At 66.9% G+C, this 26,327-nt stretch carries 20 protein-coding genes and 1 tRNA gene; 10 read left to right on the forward strand and 11 right to left on the reverse strand.

Annotated features, from left to right (window positions below; genetic code table 11):
• Positions 1 to 33: 33 nt before the first annotated feature.
• Positions 34 to 104 (forward strand) — tRNA-Cys (locus K6L26_RS14575).
• Between the two features lie 54 nt (positions 105 to 158).
• Here K6L26_RS14575 and K6L26_RS14580 read toward each other — a convergent pair.
• From K6L26_RS14580 to hydA, 4 genes are read right to left on the reverse strand one after another with little or no spacing between them, the layout of a single operon-like run.
• On the reverse strand, positions 159 to 1,769 hold the full coding sequence (locus tag K6L26_RS14580; protein ID WP_019346671.1) for an NCS1 family nucleobase:cation symporter-1: 1,611 nt from the start codon (positions 1,767 to 1,769) through the stop codon (positions 159 to 161).
• Between the two features lie 26 nt (positions 1,770 to 1,795).
• Positions 1,796 to 2,644: a nitrilase-related carbon-nitrogen hydrolase gene (locus K6L26_RS14585; RefSeq protein WP_019346670.1), complete on the reverse strand. Its 849-nt coding sequence runs from the start codon at positions 2,642 to 2,644 to the stop codon at positions 1,796 to 1,798.
• 43 nt (positions 2,645 to 2,687) lie between these two features.
• Positions 2,688 to 3,707, reverse strand: coding sequence for a TIGR03842 family LLM class F420-dependent oxidoreductase (locus K6L26_RS14590; protein ID WP_019346669.1), 1,020 nt, complete (start codon positions 3,705 to 3,707; stop codon positions 2,688 to 2,690).
• A gap of 30 nt (positions 3,708 to 3,737) precedes the next feature.
• Positions 3,738 to 5,147, reverse strand: coding sequence for a dihydropyrimidinase (gene hydA / locus K6L26_RS14595; RefSeq protein WP_019346668.1), 1,410 nt, complete (start codon positions 5,145 to 5,147; stop codon positions 3,738 to 3,740).
• A gap of 316 nt (positions 5,148 to 5,463) precedes the next feature.
• On the opposite strand from hydA, the gene K6L26_RS14600 reads away from it, so the two are divergent.
• Positions 5,464 to 6,639 (forward strand): PucR family transcriptional regulator, encoded by a 1,176-nt coding sequence (locus tag K6L26_RS14600; RefSeq protein WP_245008733.1) that lies wholly within the window; start codon positions 5,464 to 5,466, stop codon positions 6,637 to 6,639.
• A gap of 13 nt (positions 6,640 to 6,652) precedes the next feature.
• Positions 6,653 to 7,501, forward strand: coding sequence for an acyl-CoA thioesterase (locus K6L26_RS14605; protein ID WP_047037947.1), 849 nt, complete (start codon positions 6,653 to 6,655; stop codon positions 7,499 to 7,501).
• Position 7,502: 1 nt separating this feature from the next.
• Here K6L26_RS14605 and K6L26_RS14610 read toward each other — a convergent pair whose 3' ends face one another.
• Complete coding sequence (locus tag K6L26_RS14610; protein WP_221853296.1) at positions 7,503 to 9,041, reverse strand: glycosyltransferase family 39 protein; 1,539 nt, start codon at positions 9,039 to 9,041, stop codon at positions 7,503 to 7,505.
• 347 nt (positions 9,042 to 9,388) lie between these two features.
• On the opposite strand from K6L26_RS14610, the gene K6L26_RS14615 reads away from it, so the two are divergent.
• Positions 9,389 to 9,832 carry a universal stress protein gene (locus K6L26_RS14615; protein ID WP_019343854.1) on the forward strand — a complete coding sequence of 148 codons (444 nt, stop codon included), beginning with the start codon at positions 9,389 to 9,391 and terminating at the stop codon, positions 9,830 to 9,832.
• A gap of 16 nt (positions 9,833 to 9,848) precedes the next feature.
• Here the strand turns inward: K6L26_RS14615 and K6L26_RS14620 are convergent, their stop codons facing one another.
• Positions 9,849 to 10,532, reverse strand: coding sequence for an MBL fold metallo-hydrolase (locus K6L26_RS14620; RefSeq protein ID WP_036394079.1), 684 nt, complete (start codon positions 10,530 to 10,532; stop codon positions 9,849 to 9,851).
• A gap of 73 nt (positions 10,533 to 10,605) precedes the next feature.
• Between K6L26_RS14620 and uvrA the strand changes: the two genes are divergently transcribed.
• Positions 10,606 to 13,500 (forward strand): excinuclease ABC subunit UvrA, encoded by a 2,895-nt coding sequence (gene uvrA / locus K6L26_RS14625; RefSeq protein WP_221853297.1) that lies wholly within the window; start codon positions 10,606 to 10,608, stop codon positions 13,498 to 13,500.
• Here uvrA and K6L26_RS14630 read toward each other — a convergent pair.
• Positions 13,497 to 14,663, reverse strand: a complete 1,167-nt coding sequence (locus tag K6L26_RS14630) for a winged helix DNA-binding domain-containing protein (RefSeq protein ID WP_019343874.1) — start codon at positions 14,661 to 14,663, stop codon at positions 13,497 to 13,499. The two genes, uvrA and K6L26_RS14630, sit on opposite strands and share 4 nt — an antisense overlap.
• 3 nt (positions 14,664 to 14,666) lie before the next feature.
• The gene (locus K6L26_RS14635; protein WP_064894259.1) at positions 14,667 to 15,026 is read right to left on the reverse strand and encodes a hypothetical protein; all 360 of its coding nucleotides are present in this window, start codon (positions 15,024 to 15,026) and stop codon (positions 14,667 to 14,669) included.
• Between the two features lie 92 nt (positions 15,027 to 15,118).
• Here K6L26_RS14635 and K6L26_RS14640 point away from each other — a divergent pair, with 92 nt between their 5' ends.
• The 3 genes from K6L26_RS14640 to K6L26_RS14650 all read left to right on the forward strand — a co-directional run bounded on the left by K6L26_RS14640 (position 15,119) and on the right by K6L26_RS14650 (position 18,632).
• Positions 15,119 to 15,616: a lipoprotein LpqH gene (locus tag K6L26_RS14640; protein WP_043367922.1), complete on the forward strand. Its 498-nt coding sequence runs from the start codon at positions 15,119 to 15,121 to the stop codon at positions 15,614 to 15,616.
• A gap of 71 nt (positions 15,617 to 15,687) precedes the next feature.
• On the forward strand, positions 15,688 to 17,439 hold the full coding sequence (locus K6L26_RS14645; protein WP_019343877.1) for a hypothetical protein: 1,752 nt from the start codon (positions 15,688 to 15,690) through the stop codon (positions 17,437 to 17,439).
• Positions 17,436 to 18,632 (forward strand): CHAT domain-containing protein, encoded by a 1,197-nt coding sequence (locus K6L26_RS14650; protein WP_174551535.1) that lies wholly within the window; start codon positions 17,436 to 17,438, stop codon positions 18,630 to 18,632. Before K6L26_RS14645 ends, K6L26_RS14650 begins: the two co-directional genes overlap by 4 nt.
• Before the next feature lies 1 nt (position 18,633).
• Here the strand turns inward: K6L26_RS14650 and K6L26_RS14655 are convergent, their stop codons facing one another.
• Positions 18,634 to 19,080 (reverse strand): hypothetical protein, encoded by a 447-nt coding sequence (locus K6L26_RS14655; protein WP_019343879.1) that lies wholly within the window; start codon positions 19,078 to 19,080, stop codon positions 18,634 to 18,636.
• A 62-nt stretch (positions 19,081 to 19,142) separates the two neighbouring features.
• Here K6L26_RS14655 and K6L26_RS14660 point away from each other — a divergent pair, with 62 nt between their 5' ends.
• Both K6L26_RS14660 and K6L26_RS14665 read left to right on the forward strand, forming a co-directional pair.
• Complete coding sequence (locus tag K6L26_RS14660; RefSeq protein WP_377152851.1) at positions 19,143 to 20,483, forward strand: hypothetical protein; 1,341 nt, start codon at positions 19,143 to 19,145, stop codon at positions 20,481 to 20,483.
• Positions 20,480 to 21,571, forward strand: coding sequence for a hypothetical protein (locus tag K6L26_RS14665; protein WP_019343881.1), 1,092 nt, complete (start codon positions 20,480 to 20,482; stop codon positions 21,569 to 21,571). The genes K6L26_RS14660 and K6L26_RS14665 overlap by 4 nt, the downstream gene beginning before the upstream one ends.
• A 3-nt stretch (positions 21,572 to 21,574) precedes the next feature.
• Here the strand turns inward: K6L26_RS14665 and K6L26_RS14670 are convergent, their stop codons facing one another.
• Complete coding sequence (locus K6L26_RS14670) at positions 21,575 to 22,909, reverse strand: alpha/beta hydrolase-fold protein (protein WP_064899614.1); 1,335 nt, start codon at positions 22,907 to 22,909, stop codon at positions 21,575 to 21,577.
• Between the two features lie 74 nt (positions 22,910 to 22,983).
• Complete coding sequence (gene lysX, locus K6L26_RS14675) at positions 22,984 to 26,307, reverse strand: bifunctional lysylphosphatidylglycerol synthetase/lysine--tRNA ligase LysX (protein ID WP_064899610.1); 3,324 nt, start codon at positions 26,305 to 26,307, stop codon at positions 22,984 to 22,986.
• Between the last annotated feature and the right edge of the window lie 20 nt (positions 26,308 to 26,327).

A 26,327-nucleotide genomic window follows, 5' to 3' on the forward strand; every position in this document is an offset into this window, starting at 1 on the left:
GGCTCCGGTGCGCCTGGCACTGTAACTCGTGATGCGGGTGTGGCTGAGTGGCTAGGCACCGGCCTGCAAAGCCGTTTACACGGGTTCGAATCCCGTCACTCGCTCGATGTGGCCTGTTCGGACCGGGCAGCGCTGAGGCGCTCCCCGGTCCGAACGGTCTATGCGCTCGGCGTGAGCGTAGGTGCGGGCGTGCCGTCGAACGGCACCGTGTGGTGGCTGTTCCGGCGATGCGCCGCCAACACCCAGTAGACCGCCATGGCGACCAGGAAGGCCACGATCCAGTTGTAGTCGTACAGCGGCTTGAGCAGCGGGATCACCCCGTCGACGGGGAACGGGCCGGATTTCTCTCCGTTGGGTCCGAGTGTCGAGTAGGCCCCACCCACCGCGACGAAAGCTCCCACGGCCGTGGCGATCACCGCGCGAACGTTCCATCCGTTGGTGAAGTGGTAGTGGCCGTCGAGGATGTACAGCTCGGGTACCCGTAGTTCGGTCTTGCGTGCGAGCCAATAGTCCGACGTCAGGACGCCGCCCACAGCACCCATGACACCGCCGTAGAACCCCAGCCAGACGAACACATAGGTCTCGGGGCTGGCCAGCAGCTTCCAGGGCAGGATCAGGGTGCCGAGGGCGACCGAGACCAGCACGCCCCGCCGGAACGTGATGAGCTTGGGCAGTGCATTGGCGAAGTCCAGCGCCGGGCTGACGAGGTTGGCCGCCATGTTGGTCTGCACACTCGAGACGACGATGGCCAACGCGCCCACGAAAATCGCTATGCGACTGCCGAAATGAGATACCAACTCGTCGGGGTTCCACAGCTCGGCTGCCGTCACCCCGTAGTGCTGTGAGGCCAGGGAGGTGGCGAGGATCGCCATCAGGGAGACGACCAGCATGGTCGCCGGCAGGCCCCATGCTTGACCTCGTCGCTGTGCCTGCTGGTTTTCGGCGAACCTGGTGAAATCCGGCATGTTGAGCGACAACGTCGACCAGAACGCGATATTGGCCATCAGGCTGATCGGGAAGACCGCGAGCCAGAAGTGCGATCCCCAGCCCAGTTTCGACGGCTGCGACATCACCGGTCCGAGATCGCCGCCGGTCTTGAACAGCAATACGACGATCAGGAGCAGAACCGCGCCCACGACGACTGGCGCGGCGATCTGCTGAAAGCGGCGCAGGGATTCAAACCCCTTGTAAATCACCGCCACCTGAAGGGCGAGAACTACCAGGTAGCACGCCAGGGTGGTGACCGGCAGCGTTCCGATGAAGCCGAAATCGACGGGCTGAGCCTGCGACCAGGACGGTCCGATCGCGGCGCCCAGCGCAAGATTGAGACCCAGACCGCCGAACCAGGTTTGAATGCCGAACCATCCACATGCCACCAGTCCACGCATGACCGCGGGCAGGTTCGCCCCGCGCACACCGTAAGCGGCTCGGGCGAATACCGGGAAACTTATCCCGTGCTTTGCGCCTGCGTGGCTGTTGAGCAGCATGGGGATCAACACGATCAGGTTGGCCAGCACGATGGTGAAGAGGGCTTGAACCCAGTTCATCCCCAATGCGATGAGCGACGCTGCCAGCGTCCAGGTGGCCGGGTTCATGCACATTGCCACCCACAACGTCAGGTAGACACGGCTCGTCCAGGTGCGCATGGCCGGATGGATCGGTCGCAGGTCCGCGTTGTAGAGCGAGGCCTCCACGGCATGCCCGTGTTCATCCAACGGGATGGGTGCGGGGTCGCCGAGCGGCGCGGTTTTGGGTGCCTTGGCGCGCATTGGGGACTCCATCTGTGAGCGGGAATCTAGTGGGCGGGAATGGCTTCGTAGGATTCGGGGCGACGGTCTCGGTAGAACTGCCAGTCGTTGCGTACAGTGCGCACGAGGGACAGGTCGAGGTCGCGTATCACGATTTCCTCGGCGTCCGGCGAGGCCACGTCGCCCACGTAGTTGCCACGGGGATCTACGAAATAGGAGCTTCCGTAGAAGGTCACGGCGTCATCGCCGAATTCCCCGGTCTCGGTGCCGATCCGATTATTGGCCCCTACAAAATACTGGTTGTTGGCGGCGGCTGCAGGCTGCTCCAGTTCCCAGAGCCGATTGGACAGGCCGGGTTTGGTGGCCGATGGGTTGAAGACCAACTCGGCACCGGCGAGTCCGAACTCGCGCCAGCCTTCCGGGAAGTGGCGGTCGTAACAGATGTACACGCCGACCCTGCCCACAGCGGTGTCGAACACCGGGTAGCCGAGATTGCCGGGTTTGAAGTAGAACTTCTCCCAGAATCGGTCGACATGGGGGATGTGGTTCTTCCGGTACTTGCCGAGATAGCTTCCGTCAGCGTCGATCACGGCTGCCGTGTTGTAGTAGACGCCCGGCATCTCCTCCTCGTACACCGGGAGCACCAGCACGACCCCGAGTTCCTTGGCCAGCGCCGAGAAACGCTCGGTGAGCGGACCCGGGACCGCCTGGGCGTACTCGTAGTATTTCGGATCCTGCACGATGCCGAAGTAGGGCCCGTGGAAGAGTTCCTGGAAGCAGACGATCTGCGCGCCGGCCGCGGCGGCCTGCCGGGTCAGATCCTCGTGTTTGGCCACCATCGACTCTTCGTCTCCGGTCCAGGCCACCTGGGTGAGGGCTGCCTTGATCGTGGTCATGGGGTCGTTTCCTCTCTCGTTCAAGAAATTTGGGTGGCGGCGGTCAGCTGAGGATGACGTCGCCCGGGCGGTTGATCGCTGGAATGACCGCTTTGCCGTACTCGGCCAGGGTGTGGTCCTGGCCGTCGTGTTGCAGGTAGATCGCGAACTGGTCGACGCCGAGCTTCTGCAATTCCTGCAGTTTGGCGATGTGCGCATCGGCGGACCCCAGGATGCAGAAGCGGTCGATGACGTCGTCGGGCACGAAGTCCGAGTGTGAGCTGCCTGCGCGTCCGTGCGCGTTGTAGTCGTACCCGTGGCGACCCTTGATGTAATCGGTGAGCGCCTCGGGCACCGCACCGCTGGTGCCGTATCTGGTGACGATGTCGGCAACGTGGTTGCCGACCATTCCGCCGAACCAACGGCATTGGTCGCGTTGGTGGTCCAGGTCGTCGCCGATGTAGGCCGGCGCACCGACGCAGACCTTGACGTCGTCGGGATTGCGTCCGGCGTCGGCCGCAGCGTTCTTGACTCGTTCGATCATCCACTTGGTGATGTCGGGATCGGCCAGTTGCAACAGGAATCCGTCGGCGACCTGTCCGCACAGCTCGAGCGCCTTCGGCCCATAGGCGCCGACGTACACATCCAGGGTGGACTTGGTGGCCCAGGGCAGGCGCACCGTTGAACCGTTGATCTCGGTGGGACGCCCGTTGGCCAGATCGGAGATCACCGTGACCGCCGACCTCAAGGTGGCCAGTGTGGAGGGCTTTCCGGACAACGTCCGCACGGCGCTGTCACCGCGGCCGATCGAGCATACGGTGCGGTTGCCGAACATCGAGTTCAGCGTCGCGTAGGTGGAGGCGGTGACCGTGACGTCACGGCTGATCGGGTTGGTGACCATGGGGCCGACGATCACCTTGCGGGTGGCCGCCAGGATCTGACCGTGGATGACATACGGCTCCTGCCACAGCAGGTGTGAGTCGAACGTCCAGACGTAGTCGAATCCCCGGTTCTCCGCGGCGACCGCCAACTCGACCACACGCGAGGCAGGTGGGTCGGGTTGCAGCACGATGCCGAAATCCATTGGTAGACCTTTCTTTGCTCGGCGGCGGGACTAGATGAGGTATTGGCTGAGGCCGCGCTTGATGTACTGGCCATGGCCGGTCCGGCCATGGAAGGTGTTCCGGTCCACGACCACCTGGCCTCGGGACAGCACGGTGTCCACATGGCCGTCGACCTCGAAGCCCTCCCATGCGGAGTGATCGATGTTCATGTGATGGGTTTCGGCGCTGATGTGTGTTCTGCCGTTGGGGTCGTAGATCACGATGTCGGCGTCGGCCCCGGGCTGGATCACACCCTTCTTGCCGTACATCCCGAACATGCGTGCTGGTGTCGTCGAGCAGATCTCAACCCACCGGGGCAGGGAGATCTCACCGAGCACGACGCCTTGGTACAGCAGGTCCATCCGATGTTCGACCGAGCCGATGCCGTTGGGGATCTTGGAGAAGTCGTTGCGGCCCAGGTCTTTTTGACCGTTCATGCAGAACGGGCAATGGTCGGTGGAGACGACCTGCAGGTCATTGGTCCGCAGCCCCTGCCACATGTGGTGCTGGTGGCCTTCGGCGCGCGAGCGTAGTGGCGTCGAACAGACCCATTTCGCACCTTCGAAGCCGGGCGCGCCAAGATGCTCCTCGAGGGACAGGTAGAGGTACTGCGGACAGGTTTCGGCAAAGACATTGCGTCCGTTGTCGCGTGCGGCGGCGATCTGTTCGACGGCCTGCTTCGCGCTGACATGGACGATGTAGAGCGGGGCGCCGGTGATGTCGGCGAGCATGATTGCGCGGTGGGTGGCCTCTGCTTCGGCCTGCCAGGGCCGGGTCAGCCCGTGGTGGTAGGGCGCGGTATCGCCGCGGGCGATGGATTGCTGGACGAGAACGTCTATGACACTGCCGTTTTCGGCGTGCATCATGATCAATGCACCGTTGTCGCTCGCCCGCTGCATTCCCCGAAGGATCTGGCCGTCGTCGGACAGGAAGACGCCCTTGTAGGCCATGAAGAACTTGAAGCTCGTGACGCCCTCGTGAACCAGTTCGTCCATGGCGGCCAGCGAGGCGTCATCGACGTCGCTCAGAATCTGGTGAAAGCCGTAGTCGATGGCACAGTTGCCGCCCGCTTTCTCGTGCCACAGTTCGTACTGGCGGAGCGGATTCTCCCCGGCCTTCTGGACAACGAAGTCGACGATCGTCGTGGTGCCGCCCCACGCCGCGGCCCGCGTTCCGGTTTCGAACGTGTCGGAGGCGTTGGTACCGCCGAAAGGCATCTCCATATGGGTGTGGGCATCCACGCCGCCGGGGATGACGTACTTGCCGGTGGCATCGATGACCTTCTCGGCGGCCGGCGATCCGCCCAACACGGTCTGGGCGTCGAGGACGGCGACGATCCGCTCGCCGTCGACCAAGACGTCTGCGGTACACGTGCCTGTCGCGTTGACGATCGTGCCGCCGGTGATCAGGGTTCTGCTCATTGCCAATTCATTCGCTCTCGTCGTACTGCCGAAGTGCGGTCGACCCGATGGCCGGGCGCGCCCGGCGGCTGTAGGGATCCGATCGCGGCACATGCGCACAACCGCGTTGCGGTGGTCCCGAACGCTCTCGACTGTGGCCGCGGTCACAACGAACTTAAGTGACGAACCGGCATCGAACCAGCACGCGGTGCACCGAAAATTCGCCGTTTCGGTGTGCATGTGCACACCGGTGCCGTGGACGCCCGGTGTCGCCGTGGCTACGGTGACGGTCGTGCGCAAAGCTCCCGGAACGGGTCAACCGTCGGACACGCGTTGGATGGAACTGGTCGACCAGGTGACCGCACATCGCGAGAGCCTCGTCGACGCATACATGGCGCAAATCGACGAGGGGCGGCGGTTCTACGAATCGCGGGTGGATACCGCCGACCTCCGGGAGAGTGCGCGGACGGCGTTCACGATGTTGCTCAGGCAACTCGCAGGCGCACCGATCAGCGAGGAGGACCGCCGCGTCACCCGTGAACTCGGGGTGCGGCGGGCCCGACAGGGCGTGCAGTCGAGGAAGCTCACCGCCGCCATCCACCGGGACTTCTCGGTGCTGTGGTCGGCCTTTCTGGAGCTCTCTGAGGACGAAGACGCCACCGTGCTGACCCACCACACCGAAGACATGTGGCGGGTGGTCGACGGTTTTGCGGGAAGCATCCACGCGGCGTACTTCGACGAAGTGATCGCGATTGCCCAGGAACGGTCGTTCAGCGTGCAATCACTGCTGGCACAGTTGATGACCGATGAGTATCCGTCGCTGACGTTCATCGCCCGGGCCGGGCAGGCGCTGTCGATCCGCGAGACCGACGGAGTGTGGGTCGCCGCGGCCCTGGTCACCGAGGGCGCGCCGCTGCAGCAGTTCGCCGAGCGTCTGCGTCGCCGCGGCCGGTTGGCCTACACCTATGTGATGGGGGAGTGCATCTTGGCGGTGTGGGTCGCCGGTGCGGCCACCTCGGGGCTGGTGGGAGTGCTCGACGGATTCACCTTGAGCCCCGACCGTGCCGACCTGCAATCGGTCCGGTGCGGAGTTTCGCCGTTGTACCGGGGGATCGCCCAGCTGCGCTCGGCCGCCGAGGTCGCGTGCGAGATCGCCCTGTCCATGCATCCTGACCACGCCGGACCCACGACCATCGCGGACGTCTGGCCGCTGATCGCCGGGGCTGCCCTGCACACCCGGTTGCCGGCGCTGGACGAGTCGATACGGGGCCCGTTGCGAGCGTGCCGGCCCGCAGAGTTGACGGCGTTGCTGGAGACCATCAAGGTTTTCTCGCAGAACGGTGATGCCAGCGCCACCGCGGCCCAACTGTTCTGCCACCGAAACACGGTGATGAAGCGGCTCCGCCGGTTCAAGGAACTCACCGGTCTGGACATGACCGTCCCCACGGACTCGGCGCGCGTCCTGGTGGTTCTGGCATCGGAGTTGGCGGCAGTCGGAGCCCATCCCGAATAATGCTGCGGTGCCCATGCTGCCCCTTGCCGACGTCCTGTCCACGCTCGATCTGACGGAGTCGGGTGCCGGCATGTTCGTCGCCGAACAGCGAGACAACCCCAGCCACCACATCGTGGGCGGCCACATCGCGGCCCAGGCGCTGATCGCCGCCAGTCGCACCGTTCCCGGTCGGTTGCCGCACAGCCTGCACGTCTATCTGCTGCGTGCCGGCGATGCCCGGTATCCGGTGCAGATGGAGGTGGCCGACCTGCGCGACGGGGGATCGCTGTCCACCCGCCGGGTCATCGGACGCCAAGGCGATGAAGTGTTGCTGGAAGCCCTCGTCTCGTTCAGCGTCCCGATGGAGGCCGCGGATTACCAGCAAGCCCGTCCCCAGGTGCCTGACCCGGAAACGCTGCCTCCGGTCGAAGAGCAGCTGCAGGCGTTCGCCGACGAGGCTCATGGGTATTGGGTGCGCCCGCAGTGGATCGAGCGCCGCTACATCGACCCGCCGCCGCGGCTGGCGATCGATCTACCCGAACCCCCTGAGCGCACCCGCATGTGGTGGCGCCCCGCAGAACCCGTCACCGACGATCCGATCATCAACAGTGCTCTGCTGACCTACTTTTCGGGCACCTCGTTGCTCGATTCCACGGTGACGATGCGGCGAGCCACCCAGGTCACCGTCTTCTCGGCGTTGATCGACCTCGCCATCTGGTTCCACCGCCCCGCGGATCTGACGGATTGGCTACTGTCCGACCAGGTTTCGCCCAGCGGAATCAACGGTCGGGGTTTGGCCAACGCCACCGTGTACAACCGGGCCGGGCAACTCGTGTGTTCGACGACCCAGGAGATGTACTTCGGCAGGGCGCGCCGCGGCTGACTCACCGAATCGACTTCACCACCTGGGCGAAGTTGAACTGCCAGCGTTCGACGATGTGGAAGCCCATGCCTTCGGGCACCTGATAGGCCGGGGCGCGGTCCAGTCGGGGTCCGGGCGCCAGCCTCGAACCGCTCTGTCGACTGGGCACCGAAGGGTCGCGTTCGGACACGGTCCACAACACCGTGCACCGGCGCAGCTCGTCGGCGACGCCCCAGATGCCGAGGTGGGCATCCCACAACCGATTCCGCTGCCAGGCCGGCCTGCCCCGTCCGGGGTCGACAAGGTCGGCATACGCGGCGGGACGGGCCGCTGTGATGGGGCGGATCGGGCCCGGTTTCCATGATGTGGTGTTGTCGAAGACGATGCAGTCACCGGGGGATGAGTGTGCCGTGATGACGTCGGCAACCTGGCTGAAATCCATGCCCTCCTTGGCGTAGGGGCCTCGCTGCACCGTGATGTAGTTCGGCGTCGCGGCGAGCGCGAATACCGCCAGAGACGCGGTGATCCATTCGCGATTCCGGGCCAGAGCCACCACACACACGGCGAGCAGCAGCGCCATCGCCGGCGTGGTGAAACAGAGGTAGCGAGGGTAGTAAAGCGGCTGGCCGACAGCCGAATACGTCACGAGCACCGTGGTCGGGGCCACAACCCACGCCGCGGCCACGGCCACGAGCGGGCGGGTGCTGTCGTCGGTGGGTCGCAGCCGGCGAACCAGCAGCGGGGCACTCAGTACGAAGGCCGCCACTACCGCAAAGGCCACGCTGTGGTCGAAGTACTGCTCCAGCAGGACTTCGGCGACGGTGTGTAGACCGAGCGGCGAGATCCATCCGACCTGAAAGCTCTGCGAGCGGCACCACAAGATGAACGGAACCACGACCAATACGGCCGCCGTGGTGGCCACGGCCCACCTGGCGCGAGGGCGACGGTGGTCGCAGAGCATCGCGACGGCGACGGCGTGCGGGATCACCATCAGCACCACGAAAATGTTCAGTACCGTCGAAAATGCCAGCAGCGCACCGTATGCGGCCCACAGCGTCCCGCGGTCGCGTCGGATCGCGGTGACGAGCAGAACCGTCAGCCAGACCGCCGCCAGCGTCGACCAGGCATAGGACCGGGCTTCGATGCCGGCCCAGGTGATCCTGGGCAGCATCGCGAAAAGAACTCCCGCACAGACCGATACCGTGCGAGTGCCGAACTGCCGGCCGAGTATCACCACTCCACCGGCGGCGCCACCGACAGCCAGGCAGCTGGAGAAGCGGGACCAGAACTCGGTGGCCGGGAACACCGCGAACCAGCCGTGCATGCCGAGGTAGTACAGCCCGTGTACGGCGTCGATATGGCCGACCAGGTCCCACAGTTGGGCAACCGTGCGGGTGGCCGCCGATATGGTGGCCGCCTCGTCGAACCACAGCGAAGGCCGGGCCGCCCCCAAGGCACACAGCACGGTGGCGAACAGGGCCACCGCCCAGGCGTCGAATCGGGCTTGTCGATCGACCCTGCGCTCCGTGCCGTCGGCACGGTCATTCAGCGATAGATCCACGTCAGCGACCGTGTCACCCCCTCAACCGATGGCAAAGATTAACCTGTGCCACTCGACTCGCTCTCTCCGACAGGGCGATTGCCGACCGAAGCGGGTCGATGAGCTGGATCACTGGCGCCGGCGAATCGTCCTGACGGCAACCCTGATTCCGTCGGCGTCGACTACGTCACGGTCGGCACTGGTTTTGTGGTTCCGAGGGTTAACATCAGTGCCAATTAGCCGGACGGGACGCCGCTAGCGGGTTCCAGTTGTCGGCTGTCCGTGTGGGTGTCGTGATTTGCGCCCCTGGTCAGCGGCAACGGGTTACTGTCTCGGGTGGCGTTGCAACTGACAGTGGGAGGGTATTGATGAGCGCGTATCGAACCGTGGTGGTCGGCACGGACGGATCTGATTCGTCGTTGCGTGCAGTCGACCGCGCCGGTCAGATTGCCGCGAGCTCGAATGCCAAGCTGGTGGTGGCAACCGCGTACTTCCCGCAGAGCGAAGACCAGCGCGCGGCCGACGTGCTCAAGGACGAGGGCTACAAGATGGCCGGCAATGCGCCCATCTACGCCATCCTCCGCGAGGCGACGGACCGGGCCAAGGCCGCCGGCGCCACCGACATCGAGGAGCGGCCGGTGGTCGGCGCTCCGGTCGATGCACTCGTCGAGCTGGCCGAGGACGTCCAGGCGGATCTGCTGGTGGTCGGCAACGTGGGCCTGAGCACGATCGCCGGCCGTCTGCTGGGCTCGGTGCCCGCCAACGTGGCACGCCGGTCCAAGACCGACGTGCTCATCGTCCACACCAGCTAGCCCTCGGGCTGATCGACTACCAACCGCGCTCGCGCCACTCCCCGAGGTGGGGACGTTCGGCGCCGAGCGTGGTGTCGTCTCCGTGCCCGGGATACACCACGGTGCGGTCGTCGTAGACGTCGAACACCTTGGCGCTCACGTCGCCCAGTAACCGCTCGAAGTCACCCGGCTGCCAGGTTTTGCCCACGCCGCCGGGAAACAGGCAGTCACCGGTGAACAGGTGGGTCACCCCGTCGTCTGCTTTGAGCGCCAGCGCGACCGAGCCCTCGGTGTGACCCTGCAGATGGATCACGTCGAACGTCAGGTCGCCGACCTTGATGGTGTCGCCGTCGGCGAGGATCCGGTCGGGTGTCACCGGCAGCGGTTCGGCGTCCAGGGAGTGTGCGGCCGTCGGTGCGCCGGTGGCCTTCGCCACAGCTTCCAGCGCCTGCCAGTGGTCGAAATGCTGGTGGCTGGTGACGATCAGCGACAGCTTGGGGGTCTGCTGCTTGATGACGTCCAGCAGTACTTCGGCGTCGTTGGCGGCGTCGATGAGCAGCGTTTCACCGGTGGAATTGCAGGTCACCAGGTAGGCGTTGTTGTCCATGGGGCCGACCGAGATCTTGATGACAGAGGCGTTCGGCAGGGTTCGGCGGGCGGCGGTGCCCGGCTCCTGGTGCCCGGTGTAGGTATCGGCAACCGCGATGTTGGGGCTGGTCATAGCGCCACCGTAGCGGGCTTGTCGGTGGTCGCACATAGCATGGGCAACAAGTCTGTCGTCGGAAAGGAAACGCGTGGCTGACCGCCTGATCGTGAAGGGTGCGCGCGAGCACAATCTGCGAGGAGTCGACCTCGATCTGCCCCGTGATGCGCTGATTGTGTTCACCGGCCTGTCCGGGTCCGGCAAATCCTCGCTGGCCTTCGACACCATCTTCGCCGAGGGGCAGCGCCGCTACGTCGAGTCGCTGTCGGCATATGCCAGGCAGTTCCTGGGACAGATGGACAAGCCCGATGTCGACTTCATCGAGGGCCTGTCGCCCGCGGTCTCGATCGATCAGAAGTCCACCAACCGCAACCCGCGGTCGACGGTGGGCACCATCACCGAGGTGTACGACTACCTGCGGCTGCTCTACGCCCGCGCCGGCACCCCGCACTGCCCGGTGTGTGGTGAGCGCATCGCCCGGCAGACCCCGCAGCAGATCGTCGACCAGGTCCTGGCCATGGACGAGGGGCTGCGGTTCCAGGTGCTGGCCCCGGTGGTCCGCACCCGTAAGGGCGAGTTCATCGACCTGTTCGAGAAGCTCAACACCCAGGGCTACAGCCGCGTTCGGGTGGACGGCGTGGTGCATTCGCTGACCGACCCGCCCAAGCTCAAGAAGCAGGAAAAGCACGATATCGAGGTGGTCGTCGACCGCCTGACGGTCAAGGCCAGCTCCAAACAGCGGCTCACCGACTCGGTGGAGACGGCGCTGAACCTCGCCGACGGCATCGTGGTGCTGGAGTTCGTCGACCGCGAAGACGACCATCCGCACCGGGAGCAGCGCTTCTCCGAGAAACTGGCCTGCCCCAACGGCCACCCGCTGGCCGTGGATGATCTTGAACCCCGGTCGTTCTCGTTCAACTCGCCCTACGGCGCCTGCCCGGAGTGCACCGGCCTGGGCATCCGCAAAGAGGTCGACCCGGAACTGGTCGTGCCCGACCCGGACTTGACGCTGGCCGGGGGCGCCATCGCGCCGTGGGCCGTCGGCCAGAGTGCGGAGTACTTCACCCGGATGTTGTCCGGGTTGGGGGATCAGCTCGGCTTCGACATCGACACCCCGTGGCGGAAGCTGCCGGCCAAGGCCCGCAAAGCGATCCTGGAAGGCTCTGATCACCAGGTCCACGTCCGCTACAAGAACCGCTACGGCCGCACCCGGTCCTACTACGCCGATTTCGAAGGCGTGATGGCGTTCCTGCAGCGCCGTATGGAGCAGACCGACTCGGAGCAGATGAAGGAACGCTACGAGGGCTTCATGCGCGACATCCCGTGCCCGGAGTGCCACGGCACCCGGCTCAAGCCCGAGATCCTCGCGGTGACCATGGCTGCGGGGGAGTTCGGCGCGAAGTCCATCGCCGAGGTGGCCGAGCTGTCGATCGCCGACTGCGCCGACTTCCTCAACGCGCTCACCCTGGGGCAGCGTGAGCAGGCCATCGCCGGTCAGGTGCTCAAGGAGATCCAGTCGCGGCTCGGGTTCCTGCTCGACGTCGGGCTGGACTACCTGTCGCTGTCGCGGGCTGCCGCGACGCTCTCCGGCGGCGAGGCGCAGCGCATCCGGCTGGCCACCCAGATCGGCTCCGGCCTGGTCGGCGTGCTCTATGTGCTCGACGAGCCGTCCATCGGTCTGCATCAGCGCGACAACCGCAGGCTGATCGACACCCTGGTGCGGCTGCGCGACCTGGGTAACACGCTGATCGTCGTCGAACACGATCTCGACACCATCGCCCACGCCGACTGGGTGGTCGACATCGGCCCGGCGGCCGGGGAACACGGCGGCCGCATCGTGCACAGCGGCACCTACCAGGATCTGCTGACCAACCCCGAATCCATCACCGGCGCTTACCTTTCCGGCAAGGAGAGCATCGAGGTGCCCGCCATCCGGCGGCCCACCGACAAACGTCGGCAGGTCACCGTGGTCGGCGCGCGGGAGAACAACCTCAAGGAGATCGACGTCGCGTTCCCGCTGGGCGTGCTCACCTCGGTGACCGGGGTGTCCGGCTCGGGCAAGTCGACGCTGGTCAACGACATCCTGGCCTCGGTGATGGCCAACAAGCTCAACGGCGCGCGTCAGGTGCCGGGCCGGCACACCCGGGTCAACGGGCTCGACCAGTTGGACAAGCTGGTGCGCGTCGACCAGTCGCCCATCGGCCGCACCCCGCGGTCCAATCCGGCTACCTATACCGGGGTGTTCGACAAGATCCGGTCCCTGTTCGCCGCCACCACAGAGGCCAAGGTTCGCGGCTATCAGCCGGGGCGGTTCTCGTTCAACGTCAAGGGCGGTCGGTGTGAGGCATGCTCCGGTGACGGCACCATCAAGATCGAGATGAACTTCCTGCCTGACGTGTATGTGCCGTGTGAGGTCTGTCAGGGCGCCCGGTACAACCGGGAAACCCTCGAGGTGCATTACAAGGGCAAGACCATCGCCGAGGTGCTGGATCTGTCGATCGAGGAGGCCGCCGAGTTCTTCGAGCCCATCAGCTCGATCCACCGCTACCTCAAGACCCTGGTCGATGTCGGGCTGGGCTACGTGCGGCTGGGCCAACCGGCACCGACGCTGTCCGGCGGTGAGGCGCAACGCGTCAAGCTCGCCGCTGAACTACAGAAGCGCTCCACCGGTCGCACCGTCTACATCCTCGACGAGCCCACCACCGGTCTGCACTTCGAAGACATCCGTAAGCTGCTCAAGGTCATCAACGGCCTTGTCGACAAAGGCAATACGGTGATCGTCATCGAGCACAACCTCGACGTCATCAAGACCTCGGACTGGATTGTGGACATGGGCCCTGAAGGGGGAGCCGGCGGCGGCACCGTCGTCGCCCAGGGCACTCCCGAGGATGTGGCGGCCAACCCGGACAGCTACACCGGACAGTTCCTCGCCGAGCTGGTGGAAGTGCCGGCACCGAAATCCAAGCGGCGCAAGGTCAGCGCCTAGGCTCTGCGCTTGGACAACGGCGACGGGAACCGCGGATTTGCGCGTGTCCCGGCCAGCCAGTCGGTCAGCGCGTCGGCGCGCTCCTGCAAAGCCCGGGTGCCGTCGCGGCCGACCTCCTCGAGGAGGTGCAACCGAACCCGACCGTCGTCGTCCTGCCCCCAGCCACCCACGATGCGGCCGTTCCACCACGCGGTGAGTCCGGCATTGCCGTTGCGGTCGAAGACCTGGCTGCGGTGTGCTCCGAGATACCAGTCGCGGTCGAACCAGCCCATGGTGGTGACGTCCAGGCCGGGCAGGAGCGCTGCCCACGGTTCAGGTTCGGGTTCGGTGTCCAGATCGTCGGCCAGCGCGTAGCCGGGACTGCCGTGCAGATCGACTTCGACCGCGCCGATATCGCGCAATGCCTGACGTGCCCAGGTCAAGGTGTTGCCGAACCACCATTTGATGTCGGTGACCGTGGCCGGGCCGAACGTGCGTAACCAGGTGCGCACCAACTCGGTGCGGGCATGGTCCGGCTCGACCGCCGTCAGCGGTGCCCCGATCCAGTCGGAGGTGAGCGTCCAGCGCGGTCGTGAGTTGGTCCAGCCGCTGTCGTTGGGGCCGCGGACGATCTCTCCGCGCACTCCGAGCACCGTCAAAACCCTTGGGGACAGCGGAGTCTCACCGCCCCAGGTCTTTCCCGGCGCCGGGTTGTAACTGCCGGCCAGTTCGGGCAGCGCGGTGCGCAGCTGCGCCGCAGCCCTCGGCCCGTGCTGGCGCAGATGCGCCAGCACCGCCCGGCGTGCGGCCGCCAGCCACTCGGACCCGTCCGCAGCCACACCGGCCTTCTCCACATCGGCGATGAGTTTGCGCTCTTCGTTACCGGCCACCCGGTCACTTGCCCCGGCCTGCACCAGCGGGAGGTCGTCCACGCGCACGATCCACAGCGTGCGGCGCATCGCGAGGTGCTTGAGCATCGTGCGCTTGGCGTACAGCTCACGGTCCAGATCATCGGTGGTGAAGCCCTGCAGGCGAGCCCACAAGGACAAGTAGGGAGTCGAAGGGTCAGTGGCGTGCAGACCGACGACGGCGCCCGTGATGTCGGCAACCGAGGACGCCGGTTGGCTCAGGAAGTGTCGCCGGGCCAGCCGAGCGCGACGCTCGGCCACGGTGAACGAGCGCATGAATCAGCTGTCGTCCTTGTGCATGGACTCCCGGATCTGCCGCAAGCGCTCGGCAGCCGCTTGCTGACGCTTCTCGTACTGCTCCTCGACGGATCGACCCTCGGGTGTCTCGGCGGCCAGCTCGGACGCCCCGAGTGCGGTGCCGTACCGGGTCTCGATCTTCTCCCGGACCGCGTCGAACGTCGGCACCCCGGCCGCGGTGTAGCCGGTGTCAGGCGCTTCGACGGGCCCGGCCGAACCGGTGGTGGGGGCTGCGGGAACGACCTCGCCCTCCACGGCAGCGGGCTCCTGCGCTTCTTCGGGTTGATCCGGCTGCTCTGGGTCCTTCGTCACGAAACCCACGTTACCTGCGGGAACCGACATTTCTTGGGATCGGTAGCCGCTGGGTCCTCCTTGACTTGGGGACACGACGGAGCCATCGGGGCAACGCGGAACGAAGGGAAGACGCAATGACCATCAATCGAGTTATCGCCGGCGCCATGGGACTCCTCGCCACCGGTGCGGTGGTGGTGGGCTGCTCGAACGACAAGCCCGCCGACAAGCCCTCCGACAAGCCGGCTGCGTCGGCGGCGGCTGACACCAAGGTCAGCTCGGGGAGCAACGCCCAGGTCAAGGTCGACGGATCGGATCTGGCCGGGCTGGACCTGAACTCGGTCACCTGCGTCAAGCAGGGCGGCAAGATCAACGTCGGCAGCGCCGCGATCGGCGGCCAGCAGGGCCTCGGCGTCGTGATGACCGACGAGGCGACTCCGAAGGTCGAATCGCTCGGCCTGGTCTACGACGGCAGCGCATTGGCGGTCAGCGAGGCGATGGGCGTGAAAGTGGGGTCGGCTCAGGTCAAGGTCGACGGGGACACCTACACGATCACCGGTGAAGCATCGGGGGCCGACATGAAGAACCCGATGGCCGGGATGATCAACAAGCCGTTCACCATCACGGTGTCCTGCAGCTGATCTCCCAGCATGGCGGGCGGGTCCGGCAGACCTTCTGCCGGACCCGCCCGCCCCTTTTATATGGTGCAGAGGTGACCATCGTCGGGGATCTGCAGCGCGCCCGTCACCTGGCGCTTGCGGCCGACGAAGACGCGGCCAGGCAACTGTTGGTGTCGCTGCTGCCCCGCGTCGAGGAGGCCGACCGGGACGACTACGCACTCGAGGTGTTCGCCCAACTCGGTGAGGTCTACCTCGTGCGTACCGCGTACGACGGTGTCGTGGAAAGCATTTCCCGCATCCGGGATTGCCTGACGATCTACCTCGGGATCCGCTCGGGGCAGCGTCCGGATCTCGCCGGGCAGGTGAGTCTGTCCGAGGCCGAAGTCGATCACATGATCTGCCGGTACACCCGGCGCGTCGAGTTTCTCGAAGCGGGACTGGCCGCCGCCCGCGGTGATCATGACAGTGCCGCAGCGCATCTGGAGGCGCTGATCGAAGTCCCCGGAGACATCGATGATCTGGTGTCCGAGCACCGGAACCTGATCTGCCAGACCAGGATCCTGATCGCCGTGGGCCTGTGTGACGACGACCTCTACGCCGCGTCGGCACCGGTGTGGACCGAGGTATTGGACTTCTTGCAGAATGCCGGCTCCGGTGGTGGCGATGCCGAAACCGACTATCTGTTCGTGACGGGCGCGCTGGGCTACGCGCGGTTCTGCATCGAGTCGGGGCGTCTGGACGAGGCCGAGCCGTGGTTGCGCCGGGCCGGTGCCCGCGCGCAGGCCCGAGGCTGGCGGCTCGCGACCGCACGGGCCCAGCTCGAGCGTGCGGCGGCCTGCTGGTCCAGCGGCGCATACACCGAGACGCAGGATTTGGTGACCGAGGCCTATCCGGTGATCGCCGAGCATGCCCGGGCCCACGACGTGTCTCGGAGCTGGCTGTACTTCGGGCTGATCCGGCTGGGTATCGGCCGGTTACGCGAGGCCGATCAATGCTGGGAGCATGCCGAGCGGCATTGGCGCGAGATCGAGCGGCCGCTCTACATCCACCGGATCTTGTTGCAGCGCAGTTGGATCGCCCTGTTCCGCGGCCTGTTCGACGATGCCATTGCGATGGTGGAAGAGGCCAGGGCGCTGCTGGATTCCTCCCCTCGGCACAGCTGGCTTCAGTACGCGCGGCTGGACGCTCATCTGGGGAACATCTGGCGGGCCGCCGCCCTCGCCGAGATGGGCTTCGACGGCTTGGGCAAACCGGAGCAGAGCTGGGAGCAGGTCGAGGCCCGGCATGCCGCGGGAACCGGTTGGTACAACTGTCGTCCGGGGAGCCGGAAGTACCGCCGCGGGATGGAGAAACTCGCCAACGCGGTCGACCTCAAGGTCCCGGCGGCGCTGGCGGTGGATTCGGTCCGATACACGATCGTCGACGCCGGCGCTCGCGCCCGATGGGCGAACGGTGTCTCGGCGCCGCTGCTGGCCGGGGCGTTCGCAGTGGCCTGGGAATCGGACAACACCGAGTTGATTTGTGAACTGATCGAATATCACAGTGCCCGGGGAACTTTCAGCGCTGACGGTATTCTCGACCCGAGCTGTCCCCAGGCTGCCGACTGGGCCGAGACGGCCACCGGAGTCGTCCCGGTGGAAGCCGAACTCGCCCCAGAGCTCGCGGTGGCGGCGGCGGCCGCACCCGTCGGTGGCGAGAGTGCGTTGACCAGACTCGGACCGTTGCCACCGCTGCGCATGGACCCGAGCTCAGGGCCCATCCTCAGTCGCTACCGGGAGTTGGCGGCGCACCGCTACGGCCGCGAAGTCACTGCGCCCGGTGCGGAATGGGCGACCTGGCCATGACCGAGACGTTGGTGTTGCGGTTGGCTGATGTCGGCATCGCGACATACGCCAGCCTGCGGGTCGTCGGGAAACCCGAGCGCTCGGTCACCTGGGTGATCGAGCAACCCGATCTGGAGGCGGTGGCGGCCGCCCTCAACCCGGCGCTGCCCGATCCGATCGGGAGTGAAACGGCCGCCGACGCAATCGAACGAGCCGTTACCGCAGGCGCTTTCGCCGACGGCGAGACCGAGTTCCGGCTCGCCCGGTTGCTCGGAACTCAGCTGATCGGCGCCGAGGCTTGGAAACTGCTGGCCGACTGCGTCGATTCGCCCCGGCCCGTGCTGTTCCTGACACCGAGTCCGACGCTGGGCCGCGTGCCGTGGGGACAACTGGCGATGCCGGGACCGCACGGCTTCCGGTTGATGGAACTGGCCGACGTGCTGATGTCCGTGCCGTCCAACATCGTTCATGCTCCGCGCAGCCCGGCACGCTGGCAGGACCGCCTCGGCCGGCCTCCGGTGCTGGTGTTGGATCCGCGGATCCCCGGGCAGCGGCCTGATTCGGCGCTGGGCTCGGTGCTGGGCCGCCCGTCACCGCACACGCCTCTCTCGGAACATTTCGGTGAACTGGTGGCCGGGCAGGATGTCCTGCCGAAGGTCGACGAAGCCGTCGAGCTGTTCCGTCGCACCGATGCCGACCGGCGCTGGCTGGCAGATATGTGTGCACAGGACCCGAGCCGGCTGCTCTATGTCGGCCACGCCAGTGCCGCCGACGACACCGTCGGGCATGCCGACCGCGCGGGGTTGCACCTAGCCGAAGACCGGCCGCTGACGGCGGGCGAGATGATCTCGGCGCAACTGCCGATCCCGCCCCGGGTGGCGTTGTTGGCGTGTGCTTCCGGCGGCGACTACCGGTTCGACGAGGCGGCCGGGTTGGTTGCCGCCATGATCCTGGGCGGCGCGCAGTTGGTCACCGCGACGCTGTGGTCGCTGCCGACTACCGCGGGCTTCCGGCGGTTCGGCAGTGCGCCCGAGGCCGATCCCATGGCCGACACCATCGTCGGGGTCGATCTGGCGCACCGCGCCGACGACGCCGGGCTGGCGGTGAACCGATGGCAGCGGGCCATGATGAGGCGGTGGCGGGACGGCGATCAGACGGCGAGCCCGCTGCATTGGGCCGCGCTGGCCAGCTTCGCCGTCGACGGCGCCCGCTGAATCACGCCGGGCTCACACAGACGGCGACGGCGCTCTCGTCGCCCGGCCGGTAATAGGTCTCGACCACGTTGCCGGGGGAGACCTTGGCCAGCGCGGTCGCCGGGATGAGCGCGCGCTGGCGCACCGGAAACTGACCTCCGCCGCGCCGGCTGACCATGAGGTCCAGCTCGACCTCGCGGTAGTCCTCACGGCCGACCCCGGTGGTGCGCATCCCGGTGACGATCCCGCGCGACCGAGTTCCGGTCCGGATCAGCGCCAGTTGCGCCCCGGTCAGCAAGCCCTTGCGGACCAGCATGTGGTCGAACTCGGCGACCAGCTCGCCGAGGGTGACGAGCCGCTCGTCGGCCTCGTCGTTCGGCCGCACGCGCCGTGTGCGACGGGCGGCGGCGGCCATCGCCGCGCCGGTGCCCAACAGGCACACGATGGTGAGGAGCACGACGTCGGTCATGGCCCCAAGGGTCCGGCCGGTACCGCGCTACCGAACCCAACTTCGCATCTATCCTGGTGCCGGTGAGCATCGGGTCCGACACGGCTGGAGCGCAGGCCGGCCCTGCTCCGGGTGCGCATTCGGCCCGACCGCGCCGCGCGGTGATCGATCGGGCCTGGCGCGATATCGGTCCGGGTGTCGAGGTGTTCAGCGGTGCCGACGGCGGGCCGCTGCGCCGGACCGTGAAACGGATCATCGACCCACTGGTGCTCAGATTGCGCAGCAATACGCAGTTCTCGGCGCCGGTGCTGGCCCCCGACGTGGCGGCCGAACTGCACGAGCAGATGGTGCGCAGTGCACCGCATCTGCGTGCTGCGGCAGCCTGGTTCGGCGAGCTCAAACAGCAGCGCCGCCGTCTCGGCATCACCACCGGAAATGCCCAGGAGCTGTATTTCCCGGCCTGTTTCGAGCTCGCGGTCACCCGCGGCACCCCGGCATCCGACGGGGGACAGGTCGCCGCGGAGGTGCTGGCCGAACTGCACGGCGGCCGTGACCGCACGGCGATCGAGGCACTCAACGCGTATGTTGCCGAGCCCCAGACCGTCGACCGCATGCGCCGCCAGCTTGAGCACAGCTGGGGCGACGTCGTTGCCTCCGGCGCGATCACCGGACCGTTTTTCGCCGGGCTGGCCACCGTGCTCGGTCCGGCCGACAGTCACCGTGCCGAGGCGGCCCGGCAGCGGGTGTGGTCGGCGCTGGTGGCTGACGGCACGCCGTACAACCTGGGTGCCGCGGCTCGGCGGGCCGAGGCCGACCTGCCGTGGTCCATCATCGACATCGGACTGAGTTCCTGCTTCCCGCAACAGCTTCCGTCGGTCCTGGGGCCCGGAGTCGGGGACCGTCCACTGGATCGCAGCGTGGTGGACCGCGTGCGGGCGACCTTGCGCCGGGCCCTCGACCGTGACGAACTGCCCGATATCCCCCTGCTGTGCGCCGAGGAGGTGGACCGTGCCTGCGCGCCGTGGGGGTTGCTCGCCGAGGACAAGCAGGCTGCGCTTGTCACCGGCATCGAGGTGGCCACCGACCTGCGGCCGCTCGACGGATCGGCGTCAGCGCGCCACCAACTGTCGGCCCGAATTCAGGCCCGGCTGGCCAAGGAGGCATACGTGCTGCATGCTCGGCGCTACCTGGTGGCAGGCACGGCGGTGCATCCGCGGCAGCGGCAGGTCATCGACGAGCTCGCCGCCTTCGCCCGTCCCTACCTGAGCCGGCTGTGGGCGCGTCTGCACGGCCGTGACGTGTGGCAGGAGCCCTGCGCAGACGTCGACGACCTGCGGTCGCTGCTCGAAGGGGTGGCCCGATCGGTCAGTCTCGACCATCGGCAGCGGATCAAGGCGATGCTGGAAGTGCAGGTGGCAGAGTGAGATTGAGCGCTGACGCCGGCCTGTGGGGTACCGGATCGCTGGACGACGCCGTGCCGTTGGTCGCAGTCCTGGAGGTCAGCGGCGCGGTGTTGTCGTGGACCGTGGACGGACGGGCAGGCGAACCACCGGTCTTGTCGTTCACCGACCCCGAGCGCGCGGATTGGATGTGGCGGGTGCTCGGAGAGTCCGGCCACGTCGCAGTGCTGGACGTGGTGCGCCACCGGCAGCCGGGGCAACCCATCGATCTGGCCGGCGTGGAGCTGGTCCCAGGATCGTTGGACGCGTTGCGGCGCTTGGCGATCGGCCACTGGTTGCGGCGATGGTGGCCGGCCAGCGATCGGGACGGTATCGCGGCGCTGGAGCGTCCCGTACTCGACGCGGAACTGGCGCTGCTGACGGTGGCCGCCGAGGACTACTTCTCCGACGAAACCCTGGACTCCGATGTGCTGGGACTGCTGTCGCCACACACCGAGGCGCTGAATTTCTCGTTCGGACAAGGTGATCCACGGGTTGACGAGCTGATCGGGAAATGTCGGGAGCTGGCTGCCGATGTCGGGCTGGACTGGTCCGACACCGTCTCCACGGGTGCTCGGCGGCAGGATTACGCGCTGGCGGCCGGAGCCGGCGACGGACCGAGCCGGCCGGGCGTGATCGCCCGTGGGCTGGCGACGGTTGCCTGGTCGGCGGTGCCGCCCGGAGTGTTCGACGCTGCCGAGGACACGATCGAATGGTCGGTGACCGCAGGCGTCGAGGGCGCCGATGCGGTGGTGCAGGTAGCGCTGTTGGGCCCGGACTCGCCCTCGGGTGTCGCTGTGCGGTTGCGTGCGATCGGCTGCATCGGGTCCGGTGTTCTCGATGCAGCCGGCCGTGCCGTGCTCGCGCTGCGCACCCCAGACGGGCAGCGGCTCAGCGAAACCCAGGCCTGGAATCTGGACTGGTCAGACACGGCGGTGCGGATCGGGGCGGCGGACGTCGACGAATCGGCGTTCGACCGCGATCGCGCGCGTGCCTTCGCGCGGTCCCGCCTGGCTCAGCCGGGTTCCGACGCCTTCCTGGCCGAGTTGCGCGCGGCCGAATCGGATTACTGACGGCTACTTGGCGGCGGTCTGGATGAAGGCCGGTGCGTTGGACGACTGGGGCAGCCCGATCGCCGGTACCTGCGGGGTGCCGATGGCACCGGCAAGCCAGGGCAGGGCGGCCGAGAACGCGTGACTGGCGAACGGCCAGTCATGGGTGCCCTGGTGGGTCACCACCGCGCAGGCGATGCCGTGTTGCGACCCGAGCGCGCACAGCGCGTTGGCGGCCTTGGCCTGATCATTGACGCGGGCCGCCGGCTTGCCCGGCGTGGAGGTGTCGTTGACGTCGAACCAGCCGGCGGTCTGGTCGTACTGGCCGTGCCGATTGATCGCCGTGCTCGGGTCGAAGGTGTCCCAGGCCGCGACGTTCCCGCCGAACAGCCGGTCGATGGTCTGCGCCTTGGTGCCCGAGTTCGGGCCGATGTCACCTGCGATGTCGACGAACGCACTGAACAACTCAGGGTGCATCACGGCCAGGTCCACCGCGCAGGTGCCGCCCATCGACCAGCCCACGATGCCCCAGCCGGCTGCGGTGGGATTGACGCGGTAATGGTTGTTGATATACGGCACAACATCTTTGGTGAGGTGGTCGGCGGAGTTCCCGCGCTTGCCGTTGACGCATTCGGTGTCGTTGTTGAAGGTGCCGCCGGGATCGGCGAACACCAGCACCGGCGCATACCCGTGATGGGCTGCGGCGAACTCGTCCATGGTCTTGATCACGTTGCCGGCGCGCATCCAGTCGGCGGGCGTGTTGAACTCACCGCCGATCATCATCACCGTCGGCAATTGCGGCGCGGGGTTGGCGGCGAACCACGCCGGCGGGAGATACACGTATTCACCGCGATGCCGGAAACCCGATGCGGTGTTGGGGATGTCGACCGGGACCACGCTGCCCTTGACCGGGATGGTGCCCTGACGTTGCATCGCGGCCACCGTGACCTGATCGGTCTGGTCGGGTAGCGGACCGGCTGTCAGCTGGTTCCAGGCCGTCTGCACCCAGGGGAAGTAGCCCACCCACAGGTTCAGGGCGAGGGCCGTGCACAGCAGGCTCATCGGCACGGCCAGGACCGCGGTGCCGCGTCGCCACCAGCGGCTCCCGCGCCACCCCGCCGCCAGGACCACCACCGCCACGCCCGTCAGCGCGATCCACACCCACAACGACCGGGGCGCAGGGTTGCCGGCCAGCCCCTCGGACTCGATGTACCAGTCGGTGCCCGCAACCAGGATGCCGCCCACCGCGACCGCCACCGGCAGCCAGATGAGCGCCCACCGGCGAGTGCGCCAGCCGACCGCGGCGATCAGCACCCCGGCGGTGATGACTTGGATGCTGGTCGGCACCCAGCCGTGCATCAAGGACAGGTGGTGTGTGAACGTCACACCGGTATCGTTGCCGCCTAATCTTGGGAACGGCTGTGAACTGCCTGCTAACGAGGTTTGGCCAGGGGAAACGGCAAGGTTTCCCGGATGCTGCGTCCGGTGATCAGCATGACCACCCGGTCCACGCCCATGCCGAGACCGCCCGTCGGGGGCATGGCGTACTCCATGGCCTGCAGGAAATCCTCGTCGAGTTCCATGGCCTCGGGGTCGCCACCGGCGGCCAGCAACGACTGTTCCAGCAGCCGCCGGCGCTGTTCGACGGGGTCGGTCAGTTCGCTGTAGGCGGTGCCCAGCTCGACACCCCAGGCCACCAGGTCCCAGCGTTCGGCAACGCCGGGAATGCTGCGGTGCGGCCGGGTCAGCGGCGACACCGACGTCGGGAAATCCTTGTAGAACGTAGGCGCCTCGGTGCGGTCTTCGACGAGGTGCTCGTACATCTCCAGCACCACGGCCCCGGCGTCCCAGTGGGTCAGGTAGGGGATGTGCGCCGCATCGCACAGTCGGCGCAGCGTGGCCAGGTCCGTCTCGACCGTGACATGTTCGCCGAGGGCCTCCGAGACCGCGTCGTGCACGGTCTTGATCGCCCATTCGCCTGAGATGTCGACCGGTTCGAGGGTGCCGTCGGCGCGGGGCCGCTGGAAGACCTGCGCTCCGTTGGCGGCCTGCGCGGCATTCTGGATCAGCTCGCGGCAGCCGTCGATCCAGACGTTGTAATCGGCATGGGCCTGGTACGCCTCCAACAGGGTGAACTCCGGGTTGTGGCTGAAGTCCACCCCTTCGTTGCGGAATGCGCGGCCCAGCTCGAAGACCCGCTCGACACCGCCGACACACAACCGCTTGAGGTAGAGCTCGGGCGCGATCCGCAGATAGAGGTCCAGATCGTAGGCATTGATGTGGGTAAGGAACGGCCGGGCGTTGGCGCCGCCGTGGATCTGTTGCAGAATCGGCGTCTCCACCTCGAGAAAACCCTTGGCGTACAACGTTTCCCGGATGGCGTGCAGAGCGCCGCTGCGGGCCCGGATCAGGTCTCGCGCCTCGGCATTGACAGCCAGGTCCACATAGCGGGCCCGCACCCTGGCCTCCTGGTCGGTCAGGCCCTTCCACTTGTCGGGCAGCGGGCGCAGGCATTTGCCGATCAATCGCCAACTGTCGGCCAACAAGGACTGCGTGCCGTTGCGGCTGTGTCCCATCGAGCCGGTGACCTCGATCAGATCGCCGAGATCGATGGTGGCGGTGAAGTCGGCGGTGCAGGCCCCGGCCAGGCGGGCGTTGTCGAGCAGAAGCTGGACTTCGCCCGACCAGTCGCGGAGTTGGGCGAACAGTACGCCGCCGTAATCGCGGATCCGCAGGATCCGCCCGGCCACGCTCACGGTGTCACCATCCGCGGATTCCAGTGCGGCCGCGACGGTGTGGCTGGGTGGCCGGCCCACGGGATAGGCGTCCACCCCGTCGGCCTGCAACTGGCGCAGTTTGGCCATCCGGACCCGGACCTGCTCAGGCAGCCGTTGTTGATCCTCTTCGGCCAGATCGTCGCGCAACTCGTCGCGGTCGGGGGCGCTACCGTCGTGGTGCAGCCGGCCTGAGTGCACCAGGTCGGCCGGGGCCGCGACGTGTTCGCCGGTGTGCTGCTTGTTCCGCTGCGAGAACGGCAGCACCAGGAAACCTTCGGCGATGACGGAGGCCACTCCGACCCGCGGGATCAGACGGGCATCTTCGTAGCAGGCGTACCGGGGGACCCACTCGGGCTGGTACTTCATGTTCGATCGGTACAGCGTCTCCAGCTGCCACCATCGGGAGAAGAACACCAGCATGGCCCGCCAGAGCCGGGCCACCGGACCGGCACCTAGTTGCGCGCCCTGTTGAAACGCCGACCGGAACATCGCGAAGTTGAGTGAAATTCGGCTAACGCCAATGCCTTCGGACTGCATGCACAGTTCGCTGACCATCAGCTCGATCGTGCCGTTGGGGGATTGCGGGGAGCGGCGCATGACGTCGAGCGATACGCCGTTGGTACCCCATGGCACCAGTGACAGCAATGCGACCACCTCGGGTTCAGCTGCGCCCGGGCGCAGCTGCACCGCCTCGACGAGCAGGCAATCCCCGTCGGCCGGGTCGCCGAGCCGGCCCAGCGCCATCGAGAAACCTCGCTCGGTCTCGGTGTCCCGCCAGGCGTCGGCACGCTCGATCACGTCGTCCATCTCGGCCGGCTCCAGCTCGCGGTGGCGCCGGATGCGCACCGAGGTGCCGGCCCGCCGGGCCCGGGTGACCGCTTGACGGACAGCGCGCATGTCGGGCCCCGACAGCCTGAAGTGGTCCGGATACAAGATGGCCTCATCGCCGAGTTGCAGCGCGTTGAGCCCGGCAGCCCGGAACGCCTCGGCGGCCGCCGAACTGGCGCCCATCACACCGGGCGCCCAACCGTAGGTCTGGCACAGCTGCAGCCAGGCTGCTATCGCCTGGGGCCAGCTCTTGGGGTCGCCGACGGGGTCACCGCCGGCCAGGCACACCCCCACCTCCACGCGATAGGCGATCGCGGCGCGTCCGTTGGGGGCGAACACCACCGACTTGTCGCGACGGGTGGCGAAATAACCCAGTGAGTCGTTCTTGCCGTAGACCTCCAACAGCCCGCGGATCGCCGACTCGTCCTCACCGGTCAGCGCATTGGAGGCGCGCTGCGATTGGAACAGCACGATGGCCGCCACCATCAGCGCCAGGGCGCCAAACAATCCGAAGATCGCGTTGAGGAACGGATGCGAATAGCCCTCGAAAACCTCGGTCGGAACGGTGGCGAACCCGCTGACCCGGTTGACCGCGTACAGCAGCCGCCATTCCGGGGCCAGGGTGCCGGGGAACAGTTCGAGCAGTGCCCAGGCGACCAGGATGCCGAGCGCCATGCCCGCGACCAGGACGACAGCGGATTTGAGTAGGGCGCCACGGCGTACTTTGGCCCAGAACTGGTTGCGGGCCAGCACCAGGCAGACGATGGCCACCGCATGGAACGCCAGGCCGATGACCTCGCCGATGTCTTCGGCCACCGGGTCGCCACCGGTGACGAGATCGCCGACGTTCCAGCCGATGGCCCCCACCATGTAGAGCACGAGAATCCACCAGGCGATGCGCTTGCGAGCCGCCAGTGCCGCGGCCAGCAACGCCAGCACGAAGGCCCACGAGAAGCTGGTATCGGGAAAGTTGAAGATGTAGTCGTTGACGAACTCGCGTGGCACCTGAATCATCCAGCGCACCGTTTGGGAGACGCTGGCGATCAGCGACAGGGTGGCGATGACGCCGACGGTCCAACCGGCCGCCGCGGGAACCCAGGAGAACCTCGACGCGGGCTGAGCCCCGGTGCGGCCGCGGCTGATAACGGTCATACGCCCGGAGAATAGGCGGT

Source organism: Mycobacterium farcinogenes, assembly GCF_019739075.1.
GTDB lineage: Bacteria > Actinomycetota > Actinomycetes > Mycobacteriales > Mycobacteriaceae > Mycobacterium > Mycobacterium senegalense.